Here is a 17,549-nt window from a genome sequence, read left to right as displayed (position 1 = left end):
ATTTTGCTTGTTGGCGGCTTCTGACCGGAAAGATGCTAAAGAAAAGCCCCCGATTGATTCGAAATTAAGCTTCGGCAGGTCTGTTCTATTGAGTTTGCGTCACCTAGACGCGCCTCTGCAGGCAGACCGGCAAGGGGGGTACATCTCAATCAGGGCGTAAGCCGCATCGTTTCGCGACGGACGGGATGCGAAACGAGGTGGAGGTACGTCTTCTCTGAGGGGATCCCTTGAGCCGCCACCTCGCCGAATCATCGAATTCGAAGCGACGCGAAGGTGTTGGGAAAAGATTTCTCACCCTCTTTGCCGAAGTTCGCTTTTGGTGGTTTAGACACTTGAGGCGCGGAGTCAGAAGGAACTGAACACGAGCCACAGAGCGATGCATTTTTATCAGCCCTAACCCAGATGTTTACGGGCGCCGGACAAGTCCCACTGTCGACGCGAGGGAAGTTGCGTCAAGGCGCGTAGTGAGCAAGGGCTGGACGCGTGTTTCCGATTTGCGGGAACGCGGTGGAGGTCAACTCAACTAGAGAGTAACGGAGAGCCTGAGATGAAGGTCTTCACAACAGGACAGGTCGCGAAGATCTGTAAAGTGGCCCCGCGCACGGTAAGCAAGTGGTTCGATTCGGGCCGTCTTAAAGGTTACCGGATTCCGGGATCGCAAGATCGCCGAATTCCGCGGGAATATCTGATTAAGTTCTTGAAAGAGCACGGGATGCCCTTGGGCGACCTGGAAGACGAAGCGATGGCCAAGTGCCTGATCGTCGCTCAAGATCAAGTCTTGGTCGAGAATCTGCGTCGTGAATTGCCGCCCGAAAAGTCGTTCAAGGTCGCTGTGGCCGCGAGCGGTTTTGAAGCCGGTATTCAAGCCGAAGGTTTCCACCCGGACTGCATCATCGTCGATTTTTCGATCGGCCGCGTCGAAGCGTTGCAGATTTGCCAAAATCTGCGTCGCAACATTGACTTTGCCGAAACGATCCTCATCGCCCTGTTGCCGGACGACGGTAACCCGATGAGCTTCGATCGTTCGACGATCAACGAAACCTTTAAGAAGCCGTTCGATGCCGCTTTGCTGGCCGAGCGCCTTCGCACGCTGATTGGCGCCAAGAAAGAATTGGTCTAATCAGCACTCGCTAACAGAATCGCCGATACGCATTACGCCGCGGACAGACCCCCGCGGCGTTTTTTTTTGCGCTATCGCCCATCTCAAGCGATTTTGGCCCCGACCGCAGTTAACTGCTGAACCCGCTTACGGTTGAAATCGGGGCGCCTGCGACAGTTTGACGCCAAAAGGCCTCTTTTCAAGGTCGGTTGGCTAGGTACCATGGTGGGTTGTCCTAAATTGAACCCTAGCAGTGGATATGGCCGGCGAACTGACCCATTTCGACGACTCCGGCGCCAGCCGCATGGTCGACGTCAGCGCCAAGCCGACGACCGTCCGTACGGCTACCGCCGAAGCGCAAGTTGTGATGGCTGCGGCTACCGCCGCCAGAGTCGCCCAGCGTGATGTTGGCAAAGGGGATGTGGTTGAGGTGGCTCGGCTGGCCGGCATCATGGCGGCCAAGCGAACCGGTGAGTGGATTCCGCTCTGCCATCCGATTCCGCTGGAAGGGGTGACGATTGACTTTCGCTTTCGCGGCGAGACCACCCTGGTGATCACCGCCGCCACGCAAACCACCGGCAAGACCGGCGTCGAGATGGAAGCGCTGACCGCCGCTTCCGCCGCCGCACTTACCGTTTACGACATGTGTAAATCGATGGATCGCGCGATGGAGATTCAGGCGGTTCGGCTGTTAGAAAAAACAGGCGGACGCTCTGGTCACTTCCTGCGACCCGCCGACGGGGACTCGGCCGACTCCGCCTAAGGCGCGATCAGGCCATTTGTAACACCCCGAATTTTTCGACCGCTAGTTTTAGGGCGATATAGTTGTGAGCCAAGCAGCCAACGGCGTTCCCCGCTCTTTACCCGCTGACGCCCAGTTTCTTTCTTCGGCGTACGGCGGCATTGCGCACGAAATGGCGGCGGTCGAAAAGATCCTGACCCGCGAAATGAGCTCGCGTTACGAAGCGGTCGCCGAAGTCGTCTCGTACGGCTGCATGCTCGGCGGCAAACGAATGCGTCCCGCTCTGCTGCTGCTCGCCGCCAAGGCCTGTGGCAATGTGACCGACGCCCACTACACGCTTGGCGCCGTGATCGAGATGATCCACACCGCCACGTTGGTCCATGACGATGTGCTGGACGAAGCCGACCAGCGCCGTCACTTGGCCACGGTCAACTCGCGCTGGAACAACGAAACGAGCGTCCTGCTCGGCGACTTCCTCTTTTCGCACGCCTTTTACCTGGCGACGACGTTGCCGACCACCTGCGCCGCGCGGATGATCGGCCGCTCGACCAACGTCGTCTGCGAAGGGGAACTCCGCCAGATCGCCAGCCGCCAGGCGTTTGAAACGAGCGAAGAAGAGTACTTCGAGATCATCGACGCCAAAACGGCTGAGCTTTGTGCGTGTGCCTGCGAACTGGGCGCTCGCTACGCCGAAGCGACCGACGAGCAAATCGCCGCCCTCGAAGAGTTCGGCCGCGATCTCGGCATCGCCTTCCAGATCGCCGACGATCTGCTGGACGTTGAAGGGAACGAAGTCGAAACCGGCAAGTCGCTCGGCACCGATCTCGAAAAGCAAAAGCCGACCCTGCCGCTGATCTACGCCCTGCAGTACTTCCAGGGTGACGAGCGCGAGCAAGTCTTGGCGGTCGTCGAAGGCCCGGCCGAACGCCGCGGCGAAGACCTAAAACCGTGGCTCGCCCAATGCGACGCCCTCGGCTATGCCCGTCGCCGCGCCAACGAATACGTCCAATCGGCGATCGACGCCCTCGCCATCCTCCCACCGTCGGAAGCCCGCACCACGCTAGAACAACTAGCCAGCTTCGTCACCGCTAGGTCGTGTTAGCGTCCTCCCCGTAGGGCAGGCCGTGCCTGCCGAGGCGAAACGCCCGAGAAGAAAAGCGGAAAGCGGAGAGCCGAAAGCGGAAGAAATCGCCTCCGCGCGGGTTCCGCTGTGCGGACCGCGAACCTGCTAGGGCCGCTCATTCCGCCTACCGCGTGGTAACGCAATTGCGTTCAATAGGGCTCGACGCGAAACTCCATCTCTTTCCCAATCGCAAAACCATCCGACGCCGCCAGCTCATCCAACGAATCAGGCTGGTCGTCAAAGCCGCCAAATTCCACGCCGACTTGATCACCCGTAGCCAATAGATGAAGGCCCTGCGATAAGACTTGCAACGTCGTTCGCGGACGTTCGCAAATGGCCAGGCTAGAAACCTGTCGAACGAGGATCCGTACCGCGACCCAGCTCTCATTTTCGGTCGCCATGGAGTCACGCGTCGCGATTAGCAGTTCGACCGTGCGTTCGCCCCCTTCCACATATTGCAGCGTTACCGAGCGGATGACGCCATCGTGGAAGTTGTAAAAGCGAGTTAGCAACTTATCGCACGCTGCTTGCGAAGAAGGCTTCATTTCCATCGAACGGCTCACGGAAAAAGATTCGCCAAACGAGAACTTCTTAGGTGCGTGAAAAACTTGCGCGAGCCGATTGTTCCACCCATCGCGCCGTGATGCAACCCGCAGGTAGAGCGTGAACTGGGTCAAGACCCAGCGGCTCGACCCAGCCTACCCAGGGCCTACGAAGCGTCAAAAAAGGGTTGCAAAACCGCCTGGCATTTCGTACACTACACCCCTTAATGTTGCGGGCGTATGATCAATCGCCCGGAACGCCAAAATTCTTCGCGCCCTGCATGGCGGCAAGGCGATTTTTCCAAGCACGCAGGTCGCTGATGGCTCTCCCTGCGCGCTGAGCGAACCAACTTCCCACCGGGGCGCCACTGGCCGTCAGCCAGTGCTCTTCAGATCGAAGTGACGCGGTCGAAGTACGGAGCTGGATATCGATTCAACGGAAGACACTGGCTGAAGGCCAGTGGCACCCAGATTTTGTTTTCACAAACCAAGGGAAATCTCATGCGCCGAGCCCGAATTCAGAAGTTCCAAGCCCGGATGCGTCAGCTGCGGAAAGACCGCCGGGAGCAGCAAGAGGTCGAACAGATCACCGCCGAAATCGCGAAAGTGCAAAAAGAGATTGACGCACGGAGGGGAGTCGATTTTTTCACCGCCGATCAAGGTATCGTTCGCCTCGACGTCGGCGGCGGTGATGAAGCGAAAGAGACGCATCGCACGCTCTCGACCGCCGAAATGCTCGCCGAGCGAAAGCCGCAAGAGTGGCTCTTCAACAACCTGCTAACCAAGAACGAGCCGGCAGTGATCGTTGGGCCGAGCAAGACATTAAAGTCGTCGCTGGCGGTCGATCTGTGCGCGGCGCTCGCGACCGGCGGCAAGTTTTTGGGAGAGTTCGCCGCCGAAAAAGTGTTCCGCGTCGGCTTTGTTGGCGCCGACAACAAGCAGTCGCAGCTCACCGACTTGGCGGTCCGGTGGAGCGCCGCCCGCGAGGAAAACCCAACGCTCGACAACCTGCAGTGGTTCATGTCGGTCGAGGAGCCGGCAGCTCCAGAGAACCTGGAGAGCCTGAGGGAGTGGATCGAGAAGTTTGAACTGGAAGTCGTCGTGATCGATCCACTGCGTCTTGGCTCCACCAACAAACGCAAGCAGGCCGAAGCAATTCAAACGCTGGTAAAGACCATTTCGAAAGCTGGCGCCACGCCGATTCTCTGCGTGCAAACTCGCAAAGAAATGAAACCGGGCAAGCTGGACGCGTCGATCTTGGCGGGCAGTCTCGACTTCGCCCAGCAATGGCTATTGGTGAATCGTCGCGAAGCGTTTCAAAGTGGCAGCGGAAAGCACAAACTCTGGCTGTCGATCGGCGGCTACGCCGGGCAAGGTGGCGAGTGGGGCGTTGATATCGACGAAGGTCGTCTTTCCGACGAGGGGGGCCGCCGCTGGAATGTCCGCTTGCGCGAAGCGACCGAAATCGAAGCCGCCGCGAAGCAGGCGAAAGAAGACGTGAAATTCGAAAAGCTGGAGTCCCAACTTCGCCGCGTCTTGATCGATGCTGGTGAAAACGGCCTCTGCAAATACAACATCCGCAGCAACAGCGGCATGAGCGGCAGCAAGTTCGGCCCGACCTGGGACCGGATGATGACCGCGGGGAAGATTGTCGAGATGCCGAAAGAACCCCATTCGACGCTCAAGCGATATACGTTGCCGCCGGGCGAAGAAAAAAAGGAAACGGAGCGATCCAGTCGTAGGGTCCGCTGTGCGGACCACGAACCTGCTCAACAAGCATGAGCAACGGGCGCCAAATGACCGAACCAGCAGGTTCTTGGTCCGCACAGCGGACCCTACGGGGATGGGGGATCAAAAAACGTGCGCTGCGGTCCAGTCCCGATCGACGTCGGCGAGCGAAAAAAATGCAAACCATCGGTCCAGTCCATCGCGGGATACGAACCGACAAACGGCGCCGCTATTAGATCGCCCCGATGGGCTGATGACGATGCGGGCGGTGTTTGGCAATTCGGAAATTTTGAAACGTGGCGGTCCGGTTGGGGTTGTTCGCCAAACGGGCGACTCGGCAGGCTCTTGGTCCGCACAGCGGACCCTACGCGGATGGGGGATCAAAAAAAGTGCGGGTTGCGGTCCGGTTTCCGCTTTGCTCGCGCATCGGGCTACTATGCCGCCTACTGCGGGGCGTTTGGATTTCGCGGGGTGTTGAGCATGGGTTGGAGTTCGTCGACGAAGTCGTGGACGTCTTTGAACTCGCGGTAGACGCTGGCGAAGCGGACGTAGGCGACCTGGTCGATTTTTTGCAGGTGACGCATTACCAGCTCGCCGATGTAGTGGCTTTCGACTTCCCCTTCGCACTCGGCGTAGATGTCGCTTTCGACGCCGGAGACGATTCCCTCGATCTGGGCTTCGCTGATGGGGCGCTTCCAGCAGGCCAGCGCGAGACCTTTTTTGATCTTCTCGGGCTGGAACGGCTCGCGGACGTTGTCCTTTTTGATGATCTTGATCGACATTTCCTCGACCCGCTCATACGTCGTGTAGCGACGTTTGCAGCCTAGGCACTCGCGGCGGCGACGGATGGAGAATCCGTCCTGACTGGCGCGCGAGTCGATCACTTTGTCGTTATCCGTACGGCAAAATGGGCAGCGCATGCTAGATGATTCCGCGATTGGGGGGAGAAGCCCGATCAACGAGCGATTTTCACAATATACACCACCGGGCCCGCTTGCGTGTGAAAAATCGGCCCGTTTCCGCGGCTGAGCCGACTCGTTTTGGGGGCGCGTGTCTCCACTATATTCAGCCGCTATAATGGCCCGCGGAAGCTGGCCAAGATTTTGCCTGCTGACGCGAATAGATCAACAACCACTCCCGCAGTGAAAGCAACAAGGGCGCTACGATGGATAAAGACGAATTTACTGACAAAATGAAGCCCCGAGACGATAGCCGCCGTGACGATCCAGAAGAAAAGCTGTGGTCGGGCGATTATTCGGCGAAAGATATGTATGGTGCGTGGATCATCGCCGCGGTGTTGTCGATCGCGGCCCTGGCGGTCTCCGGCATCTTCTTCTTGCCGGCGATCTTACCGGTCATTGGTGTGGTGGCGCTCGTTTGGATCGGATTGCTGTTCCGCTTGATGTGGCGGAAATGGAGCGTCCATTACGAACTGACGACGCAGCGTTTCGTCCATGAGAAGGGGATCCTTAGCCGAACCACCGACCGGATCGAAGTGATCGACATCGACGACGTTACTTTTACGCAAAGCATCTTTGATCGGATGTTTGGCGTCGGCACGATCGCGATTACCTCCAGCGATCGCACCCACCCCACATTGGTGATGGATGGGATCGAAGATGTGAAACAAGTAGCCGAACTGATCGATGGCGCCCGGCGAAAAGAGCGCATGCGGCGGGGAATTCACATCGAATCGATCTAGTTGGTATGACGTCTTACGCAGTCGTTAATGTCGCCGGTCGGGGCCGTTGTAAGCGGTGCTATCGGCGACTTTTCCGTTTCCATTCACCTTGCCGGGCCCTTAAGGAAGTTTCATCCGGTCTTTTCGGAATTGTCGATACGTCAAGCAGTATCGGAATGGCAGGCAAATGCGTTTCGATGATTAGCTTGCGAATGAAACGACGCCGGGAGCGGATGAATCGTGACTTGGATACAGATTTTCTCGACGCAACGTATGGCGGCGGTAGCTTTGATGGCTTCCGCTTTGCTGAGCACGGGCTGTCTGGTGGGGCCAGATCATTGTGACCCCGGGGCGCCCTTTTTACCTCATTGGAGTCGCCCGCTTCCGGAAGGGGTGACCGACGAGCCGAACGACTCGGTCGCTTGGTGGACGAAGTTTAACGACCCGGTGCTGTCCGAGATGATGGTCCGCACCGCGCAGTCCAACTTGACGTTGGGCCAGGCGTACGAGCGGATCGCGCAGGCTCGCGCTCGTCGGGCGATCGCTCGCGGCGGGTTGTTCCCTGACTATTACATGGACTCCTCCTATTCGCGGGTCAAGTCGAGTAGCAACGGTAGCCCGATCGGCTTGACGTTCAGTACGCCCGCGTTTAACTACTGGAGCGCCAACCTGGTCGACGCTTCGTGGGAAATCGACGTTTTTGGCGGTGTACGTCGCAACTTGCAAGCGGCCAATGCCGACATCGACGTGTCGATCGAAGATCACAATGCGGTACTCGTTTCGCTGCAAGGGGAAGTGGGCGCCAACTACGTGCAGGCCCGCACGCTGCAACATCGCATCTTGATCGCCCAACGCAACGTGCAGTTACAGCGACAATCGTTGCAGATCGCCGAAACGAAGTTGGACGCAGGCACGGTCAGCAAGTTGGACGTCTACCAAGCTCGCTCTAACTTGTACTCGACCGAGTCGACAATTCCGACCCTGCGTCAAAACTTGGATCTGTCGTACAACCGTTTGGCGGTGCTGCAGGGGATGCCTCCGCAAGACTTGACCAACGAGTTGATGGGCGCCCGGCAGCTGTTTAAGATTCCGGATCACATCGCGGTCGGGTTGCCGATTGATTTAATCCGGCAGCGTCCCGACATTCGTTCGGCCGAACGCCAACTGGCGGCCCAATCGGCCCGCATCGGCGTGGCGACCTCCGACTTGTTCCCGAAGTTTACGCTCACCGGTACGTTTGGCGTGAATGCGACGAACATCAATGCCTGGTTCACGACGGACAGTATCGCCTACAGCTTTGGCCCGACCGCTCGGTGGAACGTGCTGAGCTTTGGTCGCGTCTGGGGCGATATCGAATACCAACGAGCCCGTTGGCGTGAGTTGGTGTACGCTTATCAGCAAACGGTGCTGGACGCTTCGGAAGAAGTGGAGAACGCGTTGATCGAATACCGGTTTACGCAGGTTCGAGCCGAAGAGCTGTACAAAGCGGTCGAAGCGGCCCAAGGCGCGTCGGAGATCTCGGAAGTGCAGTACGAGGGCGGCATCATCCCGTTCCAGACGTTGTTGGACGCCCAGCGTTTCCAAGCCGACTTGGAAGACCAATACGTGGCGGCTCGCGGCGACACCTACCTGGCGTTGGTCAACCTGTACAAGGCTTTGGGCGGCGGCTGGCAAGCTCCGTTCGCCTTCGGTCCGATCGACGAAGCGGCGGGCGTCCCAGCCGAACTGATGCTCGACCCGCAGACGACGCTACCAGGCCCGAATGCACCCGGCGCCAACCCGCTGGCTCCGGACAACCCGGTTCCGCCGGGCGAACCGGTACCGGCGCCGATGCCGGTCCCCGGGCCGATGCTCGACCCGAACCCGATGAACAACTAGGGGCAGGTTTCCTTGTTGCACCGATGCGGTGAAGAAACCGCGGGAGAGCCGTCTCCCGCGGTTTCTTGTGTTTGCGGTTGGCTTGCATCGCTTTGCGGCGGCGTTCAAAATGGCGGGACCTTCCCCCAATGACCCCGCCACGAGATTGATGCACGCTATGTTGGTTGGCTTGTTGACGTTGATTGTGGTGGCGGCGGCGATTCCGATAGCGACGTGGCTGGCGTTTCCCTTACTGCCGTCGCTGCGCCCGCAGGCGGAAGTCTTCTCTGGAGGAACAAGCTATCCCGCTTCGCCGCTGAAGTTTGACTTTGAGACGCTCAGATCGCCGGGTGTCGGGCTGCCGCGAATCACCAACGTGCAAGTCGTCAACTTCGACCAGGGTGGTCAGAACGATCTGGCTGACAGAACCAGGTCGTAAGGGCGGGAGCCCTGGGCGACTAGCACGCCTTGGGAATACTGCACCCGCGCGCCCACTTCCTCCAGCTCGCGGATCAATAGCTGCAGGATGTCGAGGAAGTCGGCCAATTCGGCGTCGATCAGAGAGTCGCTTTGATTTTCGGCGCCGGCGATACGGGAAAAGGTCGCAGTGCTCATCGAATTAGCACTCTGCAGGGTTGCAAAGACCGCCAAAGGAGCTGTAGGCATTTTGTGAGCCCAATCGGGCTCGGCGGGGCGAACTTGCGGTTGCTCCACCCCAGGGATGGAGGTCGAGCGGGCGGCCATGCCGGATGATTGCGGAAAAGGGCGGGGCCGCGGGGGTTTAGGAGGTCTTTTGTTTCGCAGTTTGACTGCAAATTGCAAATATTGTGCAAAAAGGGCGTGAAGTCGATTGACGATCCGCGGGCGCCGACCAAAATGGGAGCATCGACGTTCCTTTCACGCATGTTGAATATGTCCTCGAGTAGTCTGCAATTTGTCGCACTGCTGCAACTGGTCGTCCTGCTTTTGGCAGGGGGACTGGGAGAGGCGTTGCATGCCCTGCCGGGCGCCGCGCATGATGGGCATGGTTGCGGCCATGGCTGTCGTCACCACGGCGACCACCACCACGGGCACGCTTGCCATGATCATGGGACGCATGCTTGCTTGGCGATGGTCGAGGAGGATGTCGATCAGGTCGCCGGCGCAGATCTCGCGGCCGAGGATGGCGATTGCTTGATTTGCCGGCTGCTTCGCGGTTGGCGACAAGCCGATGTTTCCCGGGCGATTCTTTACTCGCCGTTTCTAGCAATGGAGGCGATTGCGGCGCCCCCCAGGCCAACGATGTCGCCCCGCATTGCCGTAGCGCCGCATTCTCGCGGTCCGCCAGCGATTCTCTAGCTGGAGATTCGTGGTCGCCCGTCTAGCTTGGCGGGCGATGGTACCTTCTTCCTTCGCAATAGCGCTGGCCGCCGCCGCTTCGATAGCGACTGCGCGCGTGCGCTCCAAGGATGCTTCATGCCACCGATCCGAAAGTTGGACGGCGCACCGCTGGGGCTGCGCCAATTGCTGACCCGCGACTACACGCCGTGGGCGAACCGCTACGTCTACTGGTTAAGAACGCCATTTGGCGTCTTGATCGCTGCGGCGGTCGTCTCGCTGGTGCTGGGTTGGTTCGTTACGCCGCAAAGCTTCGTCATCTTTGGCGCGATCGCTGGGGTGCTGGCGATCGGCATCTGTTGGCCCTGGATCGGCCTGCGGGGAGTTGGCTGTTCGCTCCGCTTTCCGCGCCAGCGATGTGAAGAAGAGGAAGAAGTGGCGGTCGAGGTCGAGATCGTCAATCGCTGGCCCTTTCCGGTTTGGGGTTTGGCGATCGAGCGAGGGTTCTTCCACAGCGAGCAAGGCGAACGAGAGGCGGTCGTTTCGTTGGCCCGGATCCCAGGCTGGACGACCTGCCGCTTTTCGTTCACGTATCGGCCGATGGTTCGCGGCGTCTATCCCACGACGCCCCCGTCGATCGCCACCGAGTTTCCGTTTGGGCTGTGGAAGGCGAGTCGCCCAACGCAGGTGGCGCAGTCGCTGATCGTCTGGCCCCGGGTGTTCCCGCTGACTTCGCTCGAGTTGCCGTCGGGCAACTGCCGGCAATTGCTGGGCGCCAGCGATACTCGCAGCGGCGATCATGGCGACCGCACCGGCGCCCGGCCGTATCGGCTAGGGGATTCGCTCCGCAACGTCCACTGGGCGCAGACGGCCCGATGCGATCGCCTGATCGTAAGCGAGCGTCAAGAAGCGGCGCAGACGGCGGTCACCGTCGTGATCGACTCAAGCCAATCGCAGCATCGGGGCGTGGGCCGCGACGCAACGTTGGAGTGGAGTCTGCGGATTGGCCTCAGCGTCGCCGCCGCGCTGGTCAAACAAAACGTGACCGTGCATGTCGCACTGGGCGGACAGACGCACTTGCTGGATGGAAGGCCGGCGTCGTGGCGCCGTCTGCTCGATACGGCCGCGCAATTGACGCCAAGCGCCGCGACGCCAACCGCCGTCTCTGCGAACGGGCTCGTGATCGGCGTGCGCACCGACCTGGCGCCGTCAACGCCGAGAGAAAGCCGCGCCATCGTGCTGCGAACGAACGAGGAGAGCGACGCGCGAGCGGAACCAAAGGGGAACTGGATCGAACTGGACGCCCGCGAGGTGAGCGGGGCGAAGTTTCAAGAAGTTTGGAATCGCCGTCGAAAGAAGGGGCTGCAAGATGGGTAACCCGTTTTTGATTCGACTGAACGCTATCTTGGTGACGCTGGCGACGGTCGCGCTGCAGCTTTCCTTGCACCGCGGCGCGCTTGGGACGTGGTGGGATTGGCTGGAGGTCGCCGTCGTGCTGATCGTCTCGCTGCTTGCCGGTCGCGTGATCATTGCGAACGCCGATCCCCAGCAAACGCAACCGACCGCCGGCGCCGTGATCTTGTTGGTGGGGGCGCTGCTGTTGCATTTGGTGATCGAAGCGGCGCTGGCGGGTTTCGCCCCGGCGCTCGGGAAAACGATGGAGCTGCAAACCTCTTTGGCTTTACGCAACCTGATGATCGCCGCGGCCGTGTTGGCCTATTTTCCCGCCTGTTTGCGATTGTCGCTCGGGCTCAGTTTCGTATTGACCTGTTTTGCGTTCATCTTCGAGATTCATGCTTCGATCACGGCCGTTTGCGCCGTCTACGCGATGATCGGCCTGTGGTGGCTCATTGGAGACTACTGGGATCGGATTCAAGGGAGTCTGCCCAGTTCGGCCGAAAGGACGGTCCCGAAGACCGCCGGGCTGGCGGCGACCGGTTTGGCGCTTCTTTTCGCGCTAACGCTCTTCTGCCTGGTCGATCGCGATCAGGCGGCGATCGCCCTCTCGGGATTCATGCCGAGTTCCGGCGGCAACCAATACGACAGCGAGGCGGCTCACTCTGGCGTCGGCGATGGGAACGACCTGGTCGCAGGGACGGAAGATGCGATGAGCTTTGGCCCGACCGAAAGCGAGGTCTTTCTCGAGTCGCAGATGCCGAGCCTGTACGACGTCTTCAACGACACCTACGACGTGCCGGTCAAATCGAACAAAAAGAAGGAGCGACAGCGGGCCGTGGCGCTGGCGCCTGATCGCCTGCAGCACCGACATCAAAAGGTTGCGCGCAGCGAGCAGTCGGGCAAGGAGTTTAGCCTGGTCCGCAAACGGGCGAATCAGCAGCGGCGGCAAATGGAAGATCGCACGACGCATGCGTTGCTATACGTCAAAGGGCGGGTTCCGCAGCATCTGCGGACGAACATCTACGACCGCATCGAGGGGAACCAACTGATCGAGGCCGCCGATGGAACGGACTCCCTGCTGTTGCTTTCGGACATTGATGGAAAGCCGTGGATCGATCTCCCTTGTCTGGTGAACGATTCGGACGTCGCCTATGTCGAAGAGTCGATGCTGAAGTTCATCAACTTGAATTCGCCCCGCATCCCATCGCCCAGCCATTTCTCACAGCTTCATATTCCCGATGTCGATCGCCCCGACTTTTTCCGGTGGACCGACGATGGGGTACTCCGGCTCGACGCTGCTCGCGTGCCGTCGTCAACCGTCATGCGGCAACGCTTCTTCCTGGTAGCGGATGAGACGCTGCGAAGCGACCGCTATAGCCGCAAGTTCGCTGGTTCTAGGCAGGCCCCGCCTGAGGATTCTTCAACGCGAATAAGAGAATTGGCCGAGATTTGGACGGCGGAGAACACGCCTGGTTGGGAGGCGATAACGTCCGTTGTCGACAAGCTGCGCAGCGACTTTGAGTTGCAGCGCGTCGCCGACGTAGAGTTTGAAGAAGACGCGATCGAACAGTTTCTCTTAAAAACGAAACGAGGGCCTGACTACTTATTCGCCGCGTCGGCCGCGCTGCTGTTGCGAGAGTTGGGGTACTCGGTCCGAATCGTGAGCGGCTTTTACGCGTCACCCGATCGCTTTGTCGCGGCGAGTGGCCAGACTCCCATCTACACCCAAGACGCTCACTTTTGGCTCGAAGTGAGCGATGGCGTCAACTGGCATACGGTCGATCCAAGTCCCGGCTACGAAACGCTGGCCCCGCCGCGCGATTTCAAGACGCTGGTCGCCGAAGCGATCTGGAGCGGATTGTTGTGGTGCTGGTCGCAGAAATGGACGCTGACGCTGTCGGCAATGCTCTTGGTGGCCGGTTGGCTGTTGCGGGGGTTGCTATTTGACGGCGCGGCCCGCGTCGCTGACTTTTGGACGGCGCTGTGTGACGAGCGGCGCCGCGTCTTGCATACGCTCTACGTCATCCAGGTCCGCGAGAAGTGGCTTGGCCCGCAGCGGCCCAAAGGCGCCACGCTACAGTCGTGGCTTTCGCAAAAAACGATCGTCGCCGGCGAAGAGACGCTCCGCCGCCAGGCGATCGCGCTCTGCAGTTGGGCGCTGTATGGCGGCGGATCGACTTGCCCGGTCGCCAAGAGCGAGGTCGACTCGCTGCGGCGATTCGCTTCGAAGTTGAGCCGTCGTTCCCACACACTTCCTTAGTTCAATCACTCAATCGAAAACCGAACCGAACCATGCATGTTCTCGCTTCGCAACATCAACATGACTCCGATACTCCCTCGACGTGCAAGTTTCAGCCGTTTATCGACGGCTTGAGAGACGCCTTGAACTCGACGCTGAAAGGGAAAAGCGACGTCGTCGAACTGGTGATCGCCTGTCTGCTGGCGCGGGGGCATCTGCTGCTAGAAGACTTGCCGGGGCTCGGCAAGACGACCCTCGCCAAAGCGCTGGCGGGCGCTGTCGGGGGACGGTTTGCCCGGGTGCAGTGTACGCCCGACTTGCTGCCGACCGACGTAACCGGGTTTTCGATGTTCAATCAACAGACGCGCGAGTTTGAGTTTGTCGAAGGGCCCGTTTTTTCCGACGTGCTGTTGGCGGACGAGATCAATCGGACGACGCCGCGCACCCAAAGTGCGCTCTTCGAGGCGATGGCCGAACGGCAGGTGACGATCGACAAGTCGACGCATCGCCTGACCGAGTCGTTTTTTGTGATCGCTACGCAAAACCCGGTCGACAGTCATGGCGCCTATCCGCTGCCGGAAGCTCAGCTCGATCGTTTCGCCATGAAGCTGACGGTTGGCTATCCCGACCCGGGCAGCGAGCTAGAAATGCTGGCCGAGAACATTGGCCGCGGTAACCGCGCCAAAAAGAACATCGAGCCGATTCTGACTCCTCATTCGCTGCAAGAACTGCAGGATCACGTCGCATCAGTGCATGTGGAAGAGAACGTTTGCCGCTACCTGGTCGATCTAGCGTCCGCAACGCGAAATCACCGCGACATCACGCTGGGGCTAAGCCCGCGTGGTCTATTGACGCTGCAGCGAGTCGCCCAAGCTCGGGCTCACTTGCACGGGCGTGATTTCGTGACCCCGGATGACGTGCAAGAGATTGCGCTGCCGGTGCTGCAGGTGCGGTTGGCCGGAGACTACGAATCGCCGCGAGCGACGATCGAAGCGATCCTTAGCGACGTCAGCGTCCCGGTTTCAAAATAGTCTGGAAGGAGTTTGTGCGAATGTGCCTATCCCGATCGATTGTCTGGTCTCTGACCGTGGCGTGCGCCGCGCTGTTGGCCGCCGGTTGCGGCGCCCAGACGGAAGAACATGCCGAGCATCGCGATCCGCCTCACTATCCCAACGGGTTTGTCGGGGCGGTCCAGCGTTTGCGGGCGATTGAGGTCGCGGCGAGCGAAAAGAGGCTGATCGCATCGGCGCATCCGGACGGCGACGTCGTCCGCGAGGCGGCCGATCTGGTTCGTTGGTTGCCGGAATTGGCGGCCGATACCGACTTGAGTCGTGACGATTGGAACGAGATGTTCGCCGCCACCGCGTCGCTGCGCAGCGAAGCGGTGCGGTGGAGTTCGCAGCAAGCCGATACCGGCCAAGATCGGACGACGTTCTGTGCTCGAATCGCCGAAACATTGCCCGGCTTGGAGCAGCACGCCGCGACAATTCAGCGACAACAAGCCGAGATTCAGCAGTTGGGCGATCTTTTGCCGGATGAAGAAAAGGAAAACGAGACATGATCCAACTTCTCTTCTGGGGCGCGATCCTGCGGTTTTGCCAGGCGGGCGTGGCCGCGATTCCGACGATCATGATCGGGATTCTGGTGGCGGCGATCTTTCGCGTTTGGCTTGGCCCGGCCGGCACGCGGCGGTTGTTTGGCGGATCGGGCATGAAGTCGCTCTTCGCGGCATGGCTGATCGGAATGTTGCTGCCGGTATGCTCGTTGGGAGTGATTCCGGTGGCGATGGAGCTCCGCCGTGCGAAGCTCTCTGGCGGAACGATCCTGGCGTTCGCGCTGACGGCGCCGCTGTTCAATCCGATCTCGGTGCTGTACGGACTGACGCTTTCTGACCCGCTGGTGATCATCACGTTCTCGTTTTGCTCGCTGGTGATCGTGACAGGATGCGGTTGGCTGTGGGATCGATTCTTTCCGACCGCCGAGACCGAAGACCTGGAAGCGAGTGAGCAAATCCCAGAAGGGTGGCGACGCCTGCTGGCGACGGCCACGTTTGGATTGCGGCAAGTCACGGGGCCGGCGATGGGATACGTGATCGTCGGCCTATTGGGCGTCGCCTTGCTGAGCGCGATCTTGCCGTATGGCAGTTTGCAGCAATCGGCCGAGCATGACGATCCGACGGCGATTTTGTTCATGACTGCGATCGCGATCCCGGCTTATGCGACGCCGATGGTCGCGATGGTGCAGTTGGCGTCGATGTTCGCCCATGGGAATTCGGTCGGCGCGGCGTTCTCGTTGTTGGCCCTGGGCGCTGGCGCGAATGTTGGCTTGATCGCGTGGATGACGCAGTCGTACGGATGGAGCAGAACGGCGGCGTGGTTCGGCTTGCTAATTGGCATCGTCGTTGGCCTGGCGTACAGCGTCGACGGGCCGCTCTATCCGCAAGGGGTCGAGCCGGCCGGGCATACGCATGCGTTCGACGGCTACTGCAGGCCGTTCTCTGCCGGCACAGCGAATCCGATCACGGCGACATGGACCGAACTGACCAAGAAGATCGCCCCGCACGAGAAGGTAGCGGTGATGCTGTTTGGGGTCGCGCTGTTGTTCGCGATTGGTTTACGGCTGGCCGATCCGCAGCAGCGGCTGGAGTCTTGGTTGCGAGCGGCGCCGCCGGCTGCGCCCCAGAAGTTTGATCGCACCATTCCGGGGCCGGTTTTGGGGGCGATTTCACTGGTCGGGCTGGTGATTACCAGTATCGCCGGCTGCTATCTCTACTATCCGCCGCCGCACGAGATCTTTGAAGAAATGCGGGCCATCAACGCCGAAGTAATCTACGGCGCCCGAACGGCCCATTGGGAAGTCGCCCAGCACTGGATTCCGATCTACGACGACTGGAGCCGCAAGCTGGAGGTGAGTCAGTTCCTGCGCAGCGGCGAGGTCGAACCGTATCATCAGTACAAAGGTCAAGTCTTCCGCGAATACCTGGAACGCCTGGAGCATGCGGTCGAAGACGAAGATCAGGAGTTGGCGAAAGAGCTATCAAGCAAGGTCGGGGCATCGTATACGCGGTTGCGGAAGTCGTACCTGGAACCTGTGCCCTTGTCGCCTGCGATCAACGCCGTCAACGATCCCTAATTTGCGTTGTTCGCTTGCTAATGGTGGTGATCAGAGACGCCGGTACTGCTGTCGCTTGGTGGCCGGTCGCTAACAGTTCGTTGATTTTCTCGACGGACTGCGTGATCGCAGGGATGCGATCCCAAAATAGCGACGTAAGTCGTTAATTTGCGAGCCGCGAAGAGCTATGCTCTGAGCCTGGCGAGGTTGGAAAATGCCACGATGGCAATACTGTTCGGCACGGCGATTCGCCAGGCACTAGCTCGGCGCCGCCGCGACCTCTTCACGCATTTTCGTCGACCAGCGAGGCCGTGCAAGCTGCCGTTCCATTTTCCATCCGCGCAGCATCAACCGAGAGACCGCTTCGACGGCGGACTCCTTACTGCCTGCTACGATTTTTTCTTCGCAGTCGTGGCGGCTTGCTTCCGGATCTTGGCGATGTGGGCCAGCATCTCCGCTTCGTTGGCCAGGCCGGTGAAGTAGTAACCGATCATCTCGAACGTCCGTTTGCTTGGCTTGCCGCCGATCCACAGGTGGATCAACAGGCAGGCGATCATCGCGCAGTAAACCTGAATCTCGATCCCATTTTTGCTGTGACTGATCAGGTGCGCGCCCCCCATCAGTTGCTTGTAGAAGCGGAAGAAGATTTCGACCGTCCAGCGGTACGAGTACAAGATCGAAATAATTTCGGCCGGAGCGAACGGCATGTTCG

General features: G+C 59.8%; 17 protein-coding genes. 13 read left to right on the top strand and 4 right to left on the bottom strand.

What is annotated here, in order from left to right:
* The first annotated feature begins 547 nt into the window (after positions 1 to 547).
* The 3 genes from Enr8_RS23780 (at position 548) to Enr8_RS23770 (ending at position 2,943) form a co-directional block, all read left to right on the top strand.
* Entirely contained in the window at positions 548 to 1,120 is a 573-nt protein-coding gene (locus Enr8_RS23780) for a helix-turn-helix domain-containing protein (RefSeq protein WP_040351967.1), read from the top strand.
* Between the two features lie 238 nt (positions 1,121 to 1,358).
* The gene (gene moaC / locus Enr8_RS23775) at positions 1,359 to 1,862 is read left to right on the top strand and encodes a cyclic pyranopterin monophosphate synthase MoaC (protein WP_146436579.1); all 504 of its coding nucleotides are present in this window, start codon (positions 1,359 to 1,361) and stop codon (positions 1,860 to 1,862) included.
* Positions 1,863 to 1,926: 64 nt separating this feature from the next.
* Positions 1,927 to 2,943 carry a polyprenyl synthetase family protein gene (locus Enr8_RS23770; RefSeq protein WP_246120237.1) on the top strand — a complete coding sequence of 339 codons (1,017 nt, stop codon included), beginning with the start codon at positions 1,927 to 1,929 and terminating at the stop codon, positions 2,941 to 2,943.
* Positions 2,944 to 3,113: 170 nt separating this feature from the next.
* Here the strand turns inward: Enr8_RS23770 and Enr8_RS23765 are convergent, their stop codons facing one another.
* Complete coding sequence (locus Enr8_RS23765; protein ID WP_146436577.1) at positions 3,114 to 3,515, bottom strand: hypothetical protein; 402 nt, start codon at positions 3,513 to 3,515, stop codon at positions 3,114 to 3,116.
* Between the two features lie 492 nt (positions 3,516 to 4,007).
* Between Enr8_RS23765 and Enr8_RS23760 the strand changes: the two genes are divergently transcribed.
* Positions 4,008 to 5,288 (top strand): AAA family ATPase, encoded by a 1,281-nt coding sequence (locus Enr8_RS23760; protein ID WP_246120236.1) that lies wholly within the window; start codon positions 4,008 to 4,010, stop codon positions 5,286 to 5,288.
* A 389-nt stretch (positions 5,289 to 5,677) separates the two neighbouring features.
* On the opposite strand, the gene nrdR is transcribed toward Enr8_RS23760, so the two are convergent.
* Entirely contained in the window at positions 5,678 to 6,154 is a 477-nt protein-coding gene (gene nrdR, locus Enr8_RS23755) for a transcriptional regulator NrdR (RefSeq protein ID WP_146436575.1), read from the bottom strand.
* Between the two features lie 245 nt (positions 6,155 to 6,399).
* On the opposite strand from nrdR, the gene Enr8_RS23750 reads away from it, so the two are divergent.
* The 3 genes from Enr8_RS23750 (at position 6,400) to Enr8_RS23740 (ending at position 9,211) form a co-directional block, all read left to right on the top strand.
* Positions 6,400 to 6,936: a PH domain-containing protein gene (locus tag Enr8_RS23750; RefSeq protein ID WP_146436573.1), complete on the top strand. Its 537-nt coding sequence runs from the start codon at positions 6,400 to 6,402 to the stop codon at positions 6,934 to 6,936.
* Between the two features lie 270 nt (positions 6,937 to 7,206).
* Positions 7,207 to 8,793: an efflux transporter outer membrane subunit gene (locus Enr8_RS23745; protein ID WP_222434940.1), complete on the top strand. Its 1,587-nt coding sequence runs from the start codon at positions 7,207 to 7,209 to the stop codon at positions 8,791 to 8,793.
* Between the two features lie 157 nt (positions 8,794 to 8,950).
* Positions 8,951 to 9,211: a hypothetical protein gene (locus tag Enr8_RS23740; RefSeq protein ID WP_222434939.1), complete on the top strand. Its 261-nt coding sequence runs from the start codon at positions 8,951 to 8,953 to the stop codon at positions 9,209 to 9,211.
* Here Enr8_RS23740 and Enr8_RS23735 read toward each other — a convergent pair.
* Positions 9,178 to 9,387, bottom strand: coding sequence for a hypothetical protein (locus Enr8_RS23735; protein ID WP_222434938.1), 210 nt, complete (start codon positions 9,385 to 9,387; stop codon positions 9,178 to 9,180). The two genes, Enr8_RS23740 and Enr8_RS23735, sit on opposite strands and share 34 nt — an antisense overlap.
* A gap of 297 nt (positions 9,388 to 9,684) precedes the next feature.
* Between Enr8_RS23735 and Enr8_RS23730 the strand changes: the two genes are divergently transcribed.
* The 6 genes from Enr8_RS23730 (at position 9,685) to Enr8_RS23705 (ending at position 16,858) form a co-directional block, all read left to right on the top strand.
* Positions 9,685 to 10,110: a hypothetical protein gene (locus tag Enr8_RS23730; RefSeq protein ID WP_146436567.1), complete on the top strand. Its 426-nt coding sequence runs from the start codon at positions 9,685 to 9,687 to the stop codon at positions 10,108 to 10,110.
* Positions 10,111 to 10,227: 117 nt separating this feature from the next.
* Positions 10,228 to 11,466: a DUF58 domain-containing protein gene (locus Enr8_RS23725; RefSeq protein WP_146436565.1), complete on the top strand. Its 1,239-nt coding sequence runs from the start codon at positions 10,228 to 10,230 to the stop codon at positions 11,464 to 11,466.
* Positions 11,459 to 13,747: a transglutaminase domain-containing protein gene (locus tag Enr8_RS23720; protein ID WP_146436563.1), complete on the top strand. Its 2,289-nt coding sequence runs from the start codon at positions 11,459 to 11,461 to the stop codon at positions 13,745 to 13,747. The genes Enr8_RS23725 and Enr8_RS23720 overlap by 8 nt, the downstream gene beginning before the upstream one ends.
* 32 nt (positions 13,748 to 13,779) lie before the next feature.
* Positions 13,780 to 14,757, top strand: coding sequence for an AAA family ATPase (locus tag Enr8_RS23715; RefSeq protein ID WP_146436561.1), 978 nt, complete (start codon positions 13,780 to 13,782; stop codon positions 14,755 to 14,757).
* A 20-nt stretch (positions 14,758 to 14,777) separates the two neighbouring features.
* Positions 14,778 to 15,287 (top strand): hypothetical protein, encoded by a 510-nt coding sequence (locus Enr8_RS23710; protein ID WP_146436559.1) that lies wholly within the window; start codon positions 14,778 to 14,780, stop codon positions 15,285 to 15,287.
* Positions 15,284 to 16,858 (top strand): permease, encoded by a 1,575-nt coding sequence (locus Enr8_RS23705; protein ID WP_146436557.1) that lies wholly within the window; start codon positions 15,284 to 15,286, stop codon positions 16,856 to 16,858. The genes Enr8_RS23710 and Enr8_RS23705 overlap by 4 nt, the downstream gene beginning before the upstream one ends.
* A 368-nt stretch (positions 16,859 to 17,226) precedes the next feature.
* On the opposite strand, the gene Enr8_RS23700 is transcribed toward Enr8_RS23705, so the two are convergent.
* The coding region (locus Enr8_RS23700; protein WP_146436751.1) for a transposase at positions 17,227 to 17,549 on the bottom strand (323 nt) is incomplete at its 5' end.

The organism is Blastopirellula retiformator (assembly GCF_007859755.1).
GTDB lineage: Bacteria > Planctomycetota > Planctomycetia > Pirellulales > Pirellulaceae > Blastopirellula > Blastopirellula retiformator.
Note: the sequence above shows the minus strand (reverse complement) of the source record. Positions and strands in the feature narration are given on the sequence as shown.

Bases quoted from the DNA above. Each gene is read 5' to 3' on its own strand.
- Enr8_RS23780 (WP_040351967.1), top strand. From the start codon at position 548: ATGAAGGTCTTCACAACAGGACAGGTCGCGAAGATCTGTAAAGTGGCC.
- moaC (WP_146436579.1), top strand. From the start codon at position 1,359: ATGGCCGGCGAACTGACCCATTTCGACGACTCCGGCGCCAGCCGCATG.
- Enr8_RS23765 (WP_146436577.1), bottom strand. From the start codon at position 3,515: ATGGAAATGAAGCCTTCTTCGCAAGCAGCGTGCGATAAGTTGCTAACT.
- Enr8_RS23760 (WP_246120236.1), top strand. From the start codon at position 4,008: ATGCGCCGAGCCCGAATTCAGAAGTTCCAAGCCCGGATGCGTCAGCTG.
- nrdR (WP_146436575.1), bottom strand. From the start codon at position 6,154: ATGCGCTGCCCATTTTGCCGTACGGATAACGACAAAGTGATCGACTCG.
- Enr8_RS23750 (WP_146436573.1), top strand. From the start codon at position 6,400: ATGGATAAAGACGAATTTACTGACAAAATGAAGCCCCGAGACGATAGC.
- Enr8_RS23745 (WP_222434940.1), top strand. From the start codon at position 7,207: ATGGCTTCCGCTTTGCTGAGCACGGGCTGTCTGGTGGGGCCAGATCAT.
- Enr8_RS23740 (WP_222434939.1), top strand. From the start codon at position 8,951: ATGTTGGTTGGCTTGTTGACGTTGATTGTGGTGGCGGCGGCGATTCCG.
- Enr8_RS23735 (WP_222434938.1), bottom strand. From the start codon at position 9,387: ATGAGCACTGCGACCTTTTCCCGTATCGCCGGCGCCGAAAATCAAAGC.
- Enr8_RS23730 (WP_146436567.1), top strand. From the start codon at position 9,685: ATGTCCTCGAGTAGTCTGCAATTTGTCGCACTGCTGCAACTGGTCGTC.
- Enr8_RS23725 (WP_146436565.1), top strand. From the start codon at position 10,228: ATGCCACCGATCCGAAAGTTGGACGGCGCACCGCTGGGGCTGCGCCAA.
- Enr8_RS23720 (WP_146436563.1), top strand. From the start codon at position 11,459: ATGGGTAACCCGTTTTTGATTCGACTGAACGCTATCTTGGTGACGCTG.
- Enr8_RS23715 (WP_146436561.1), top strand. From the start codon at position 13,780: ATGCATGTTCTCGCTTCGCAACATCAACATGACTCCGATACTCCCTCG.
- Enr8_RS23710 (WP_146436559.1), top strand. From the start codon at position 14,778: ATGTGCCTATCCCGATCGATTGTCTGGTCTCTGACCGTGGCGTGCGCC.
- Enr8_RS23705 (WP_146436557.1), top strand. From the start codon at position 15,284: ATGATCCAACTTCTCTTCTGGGGCGCGATCCTGCGGTTTTGCCAGGCG.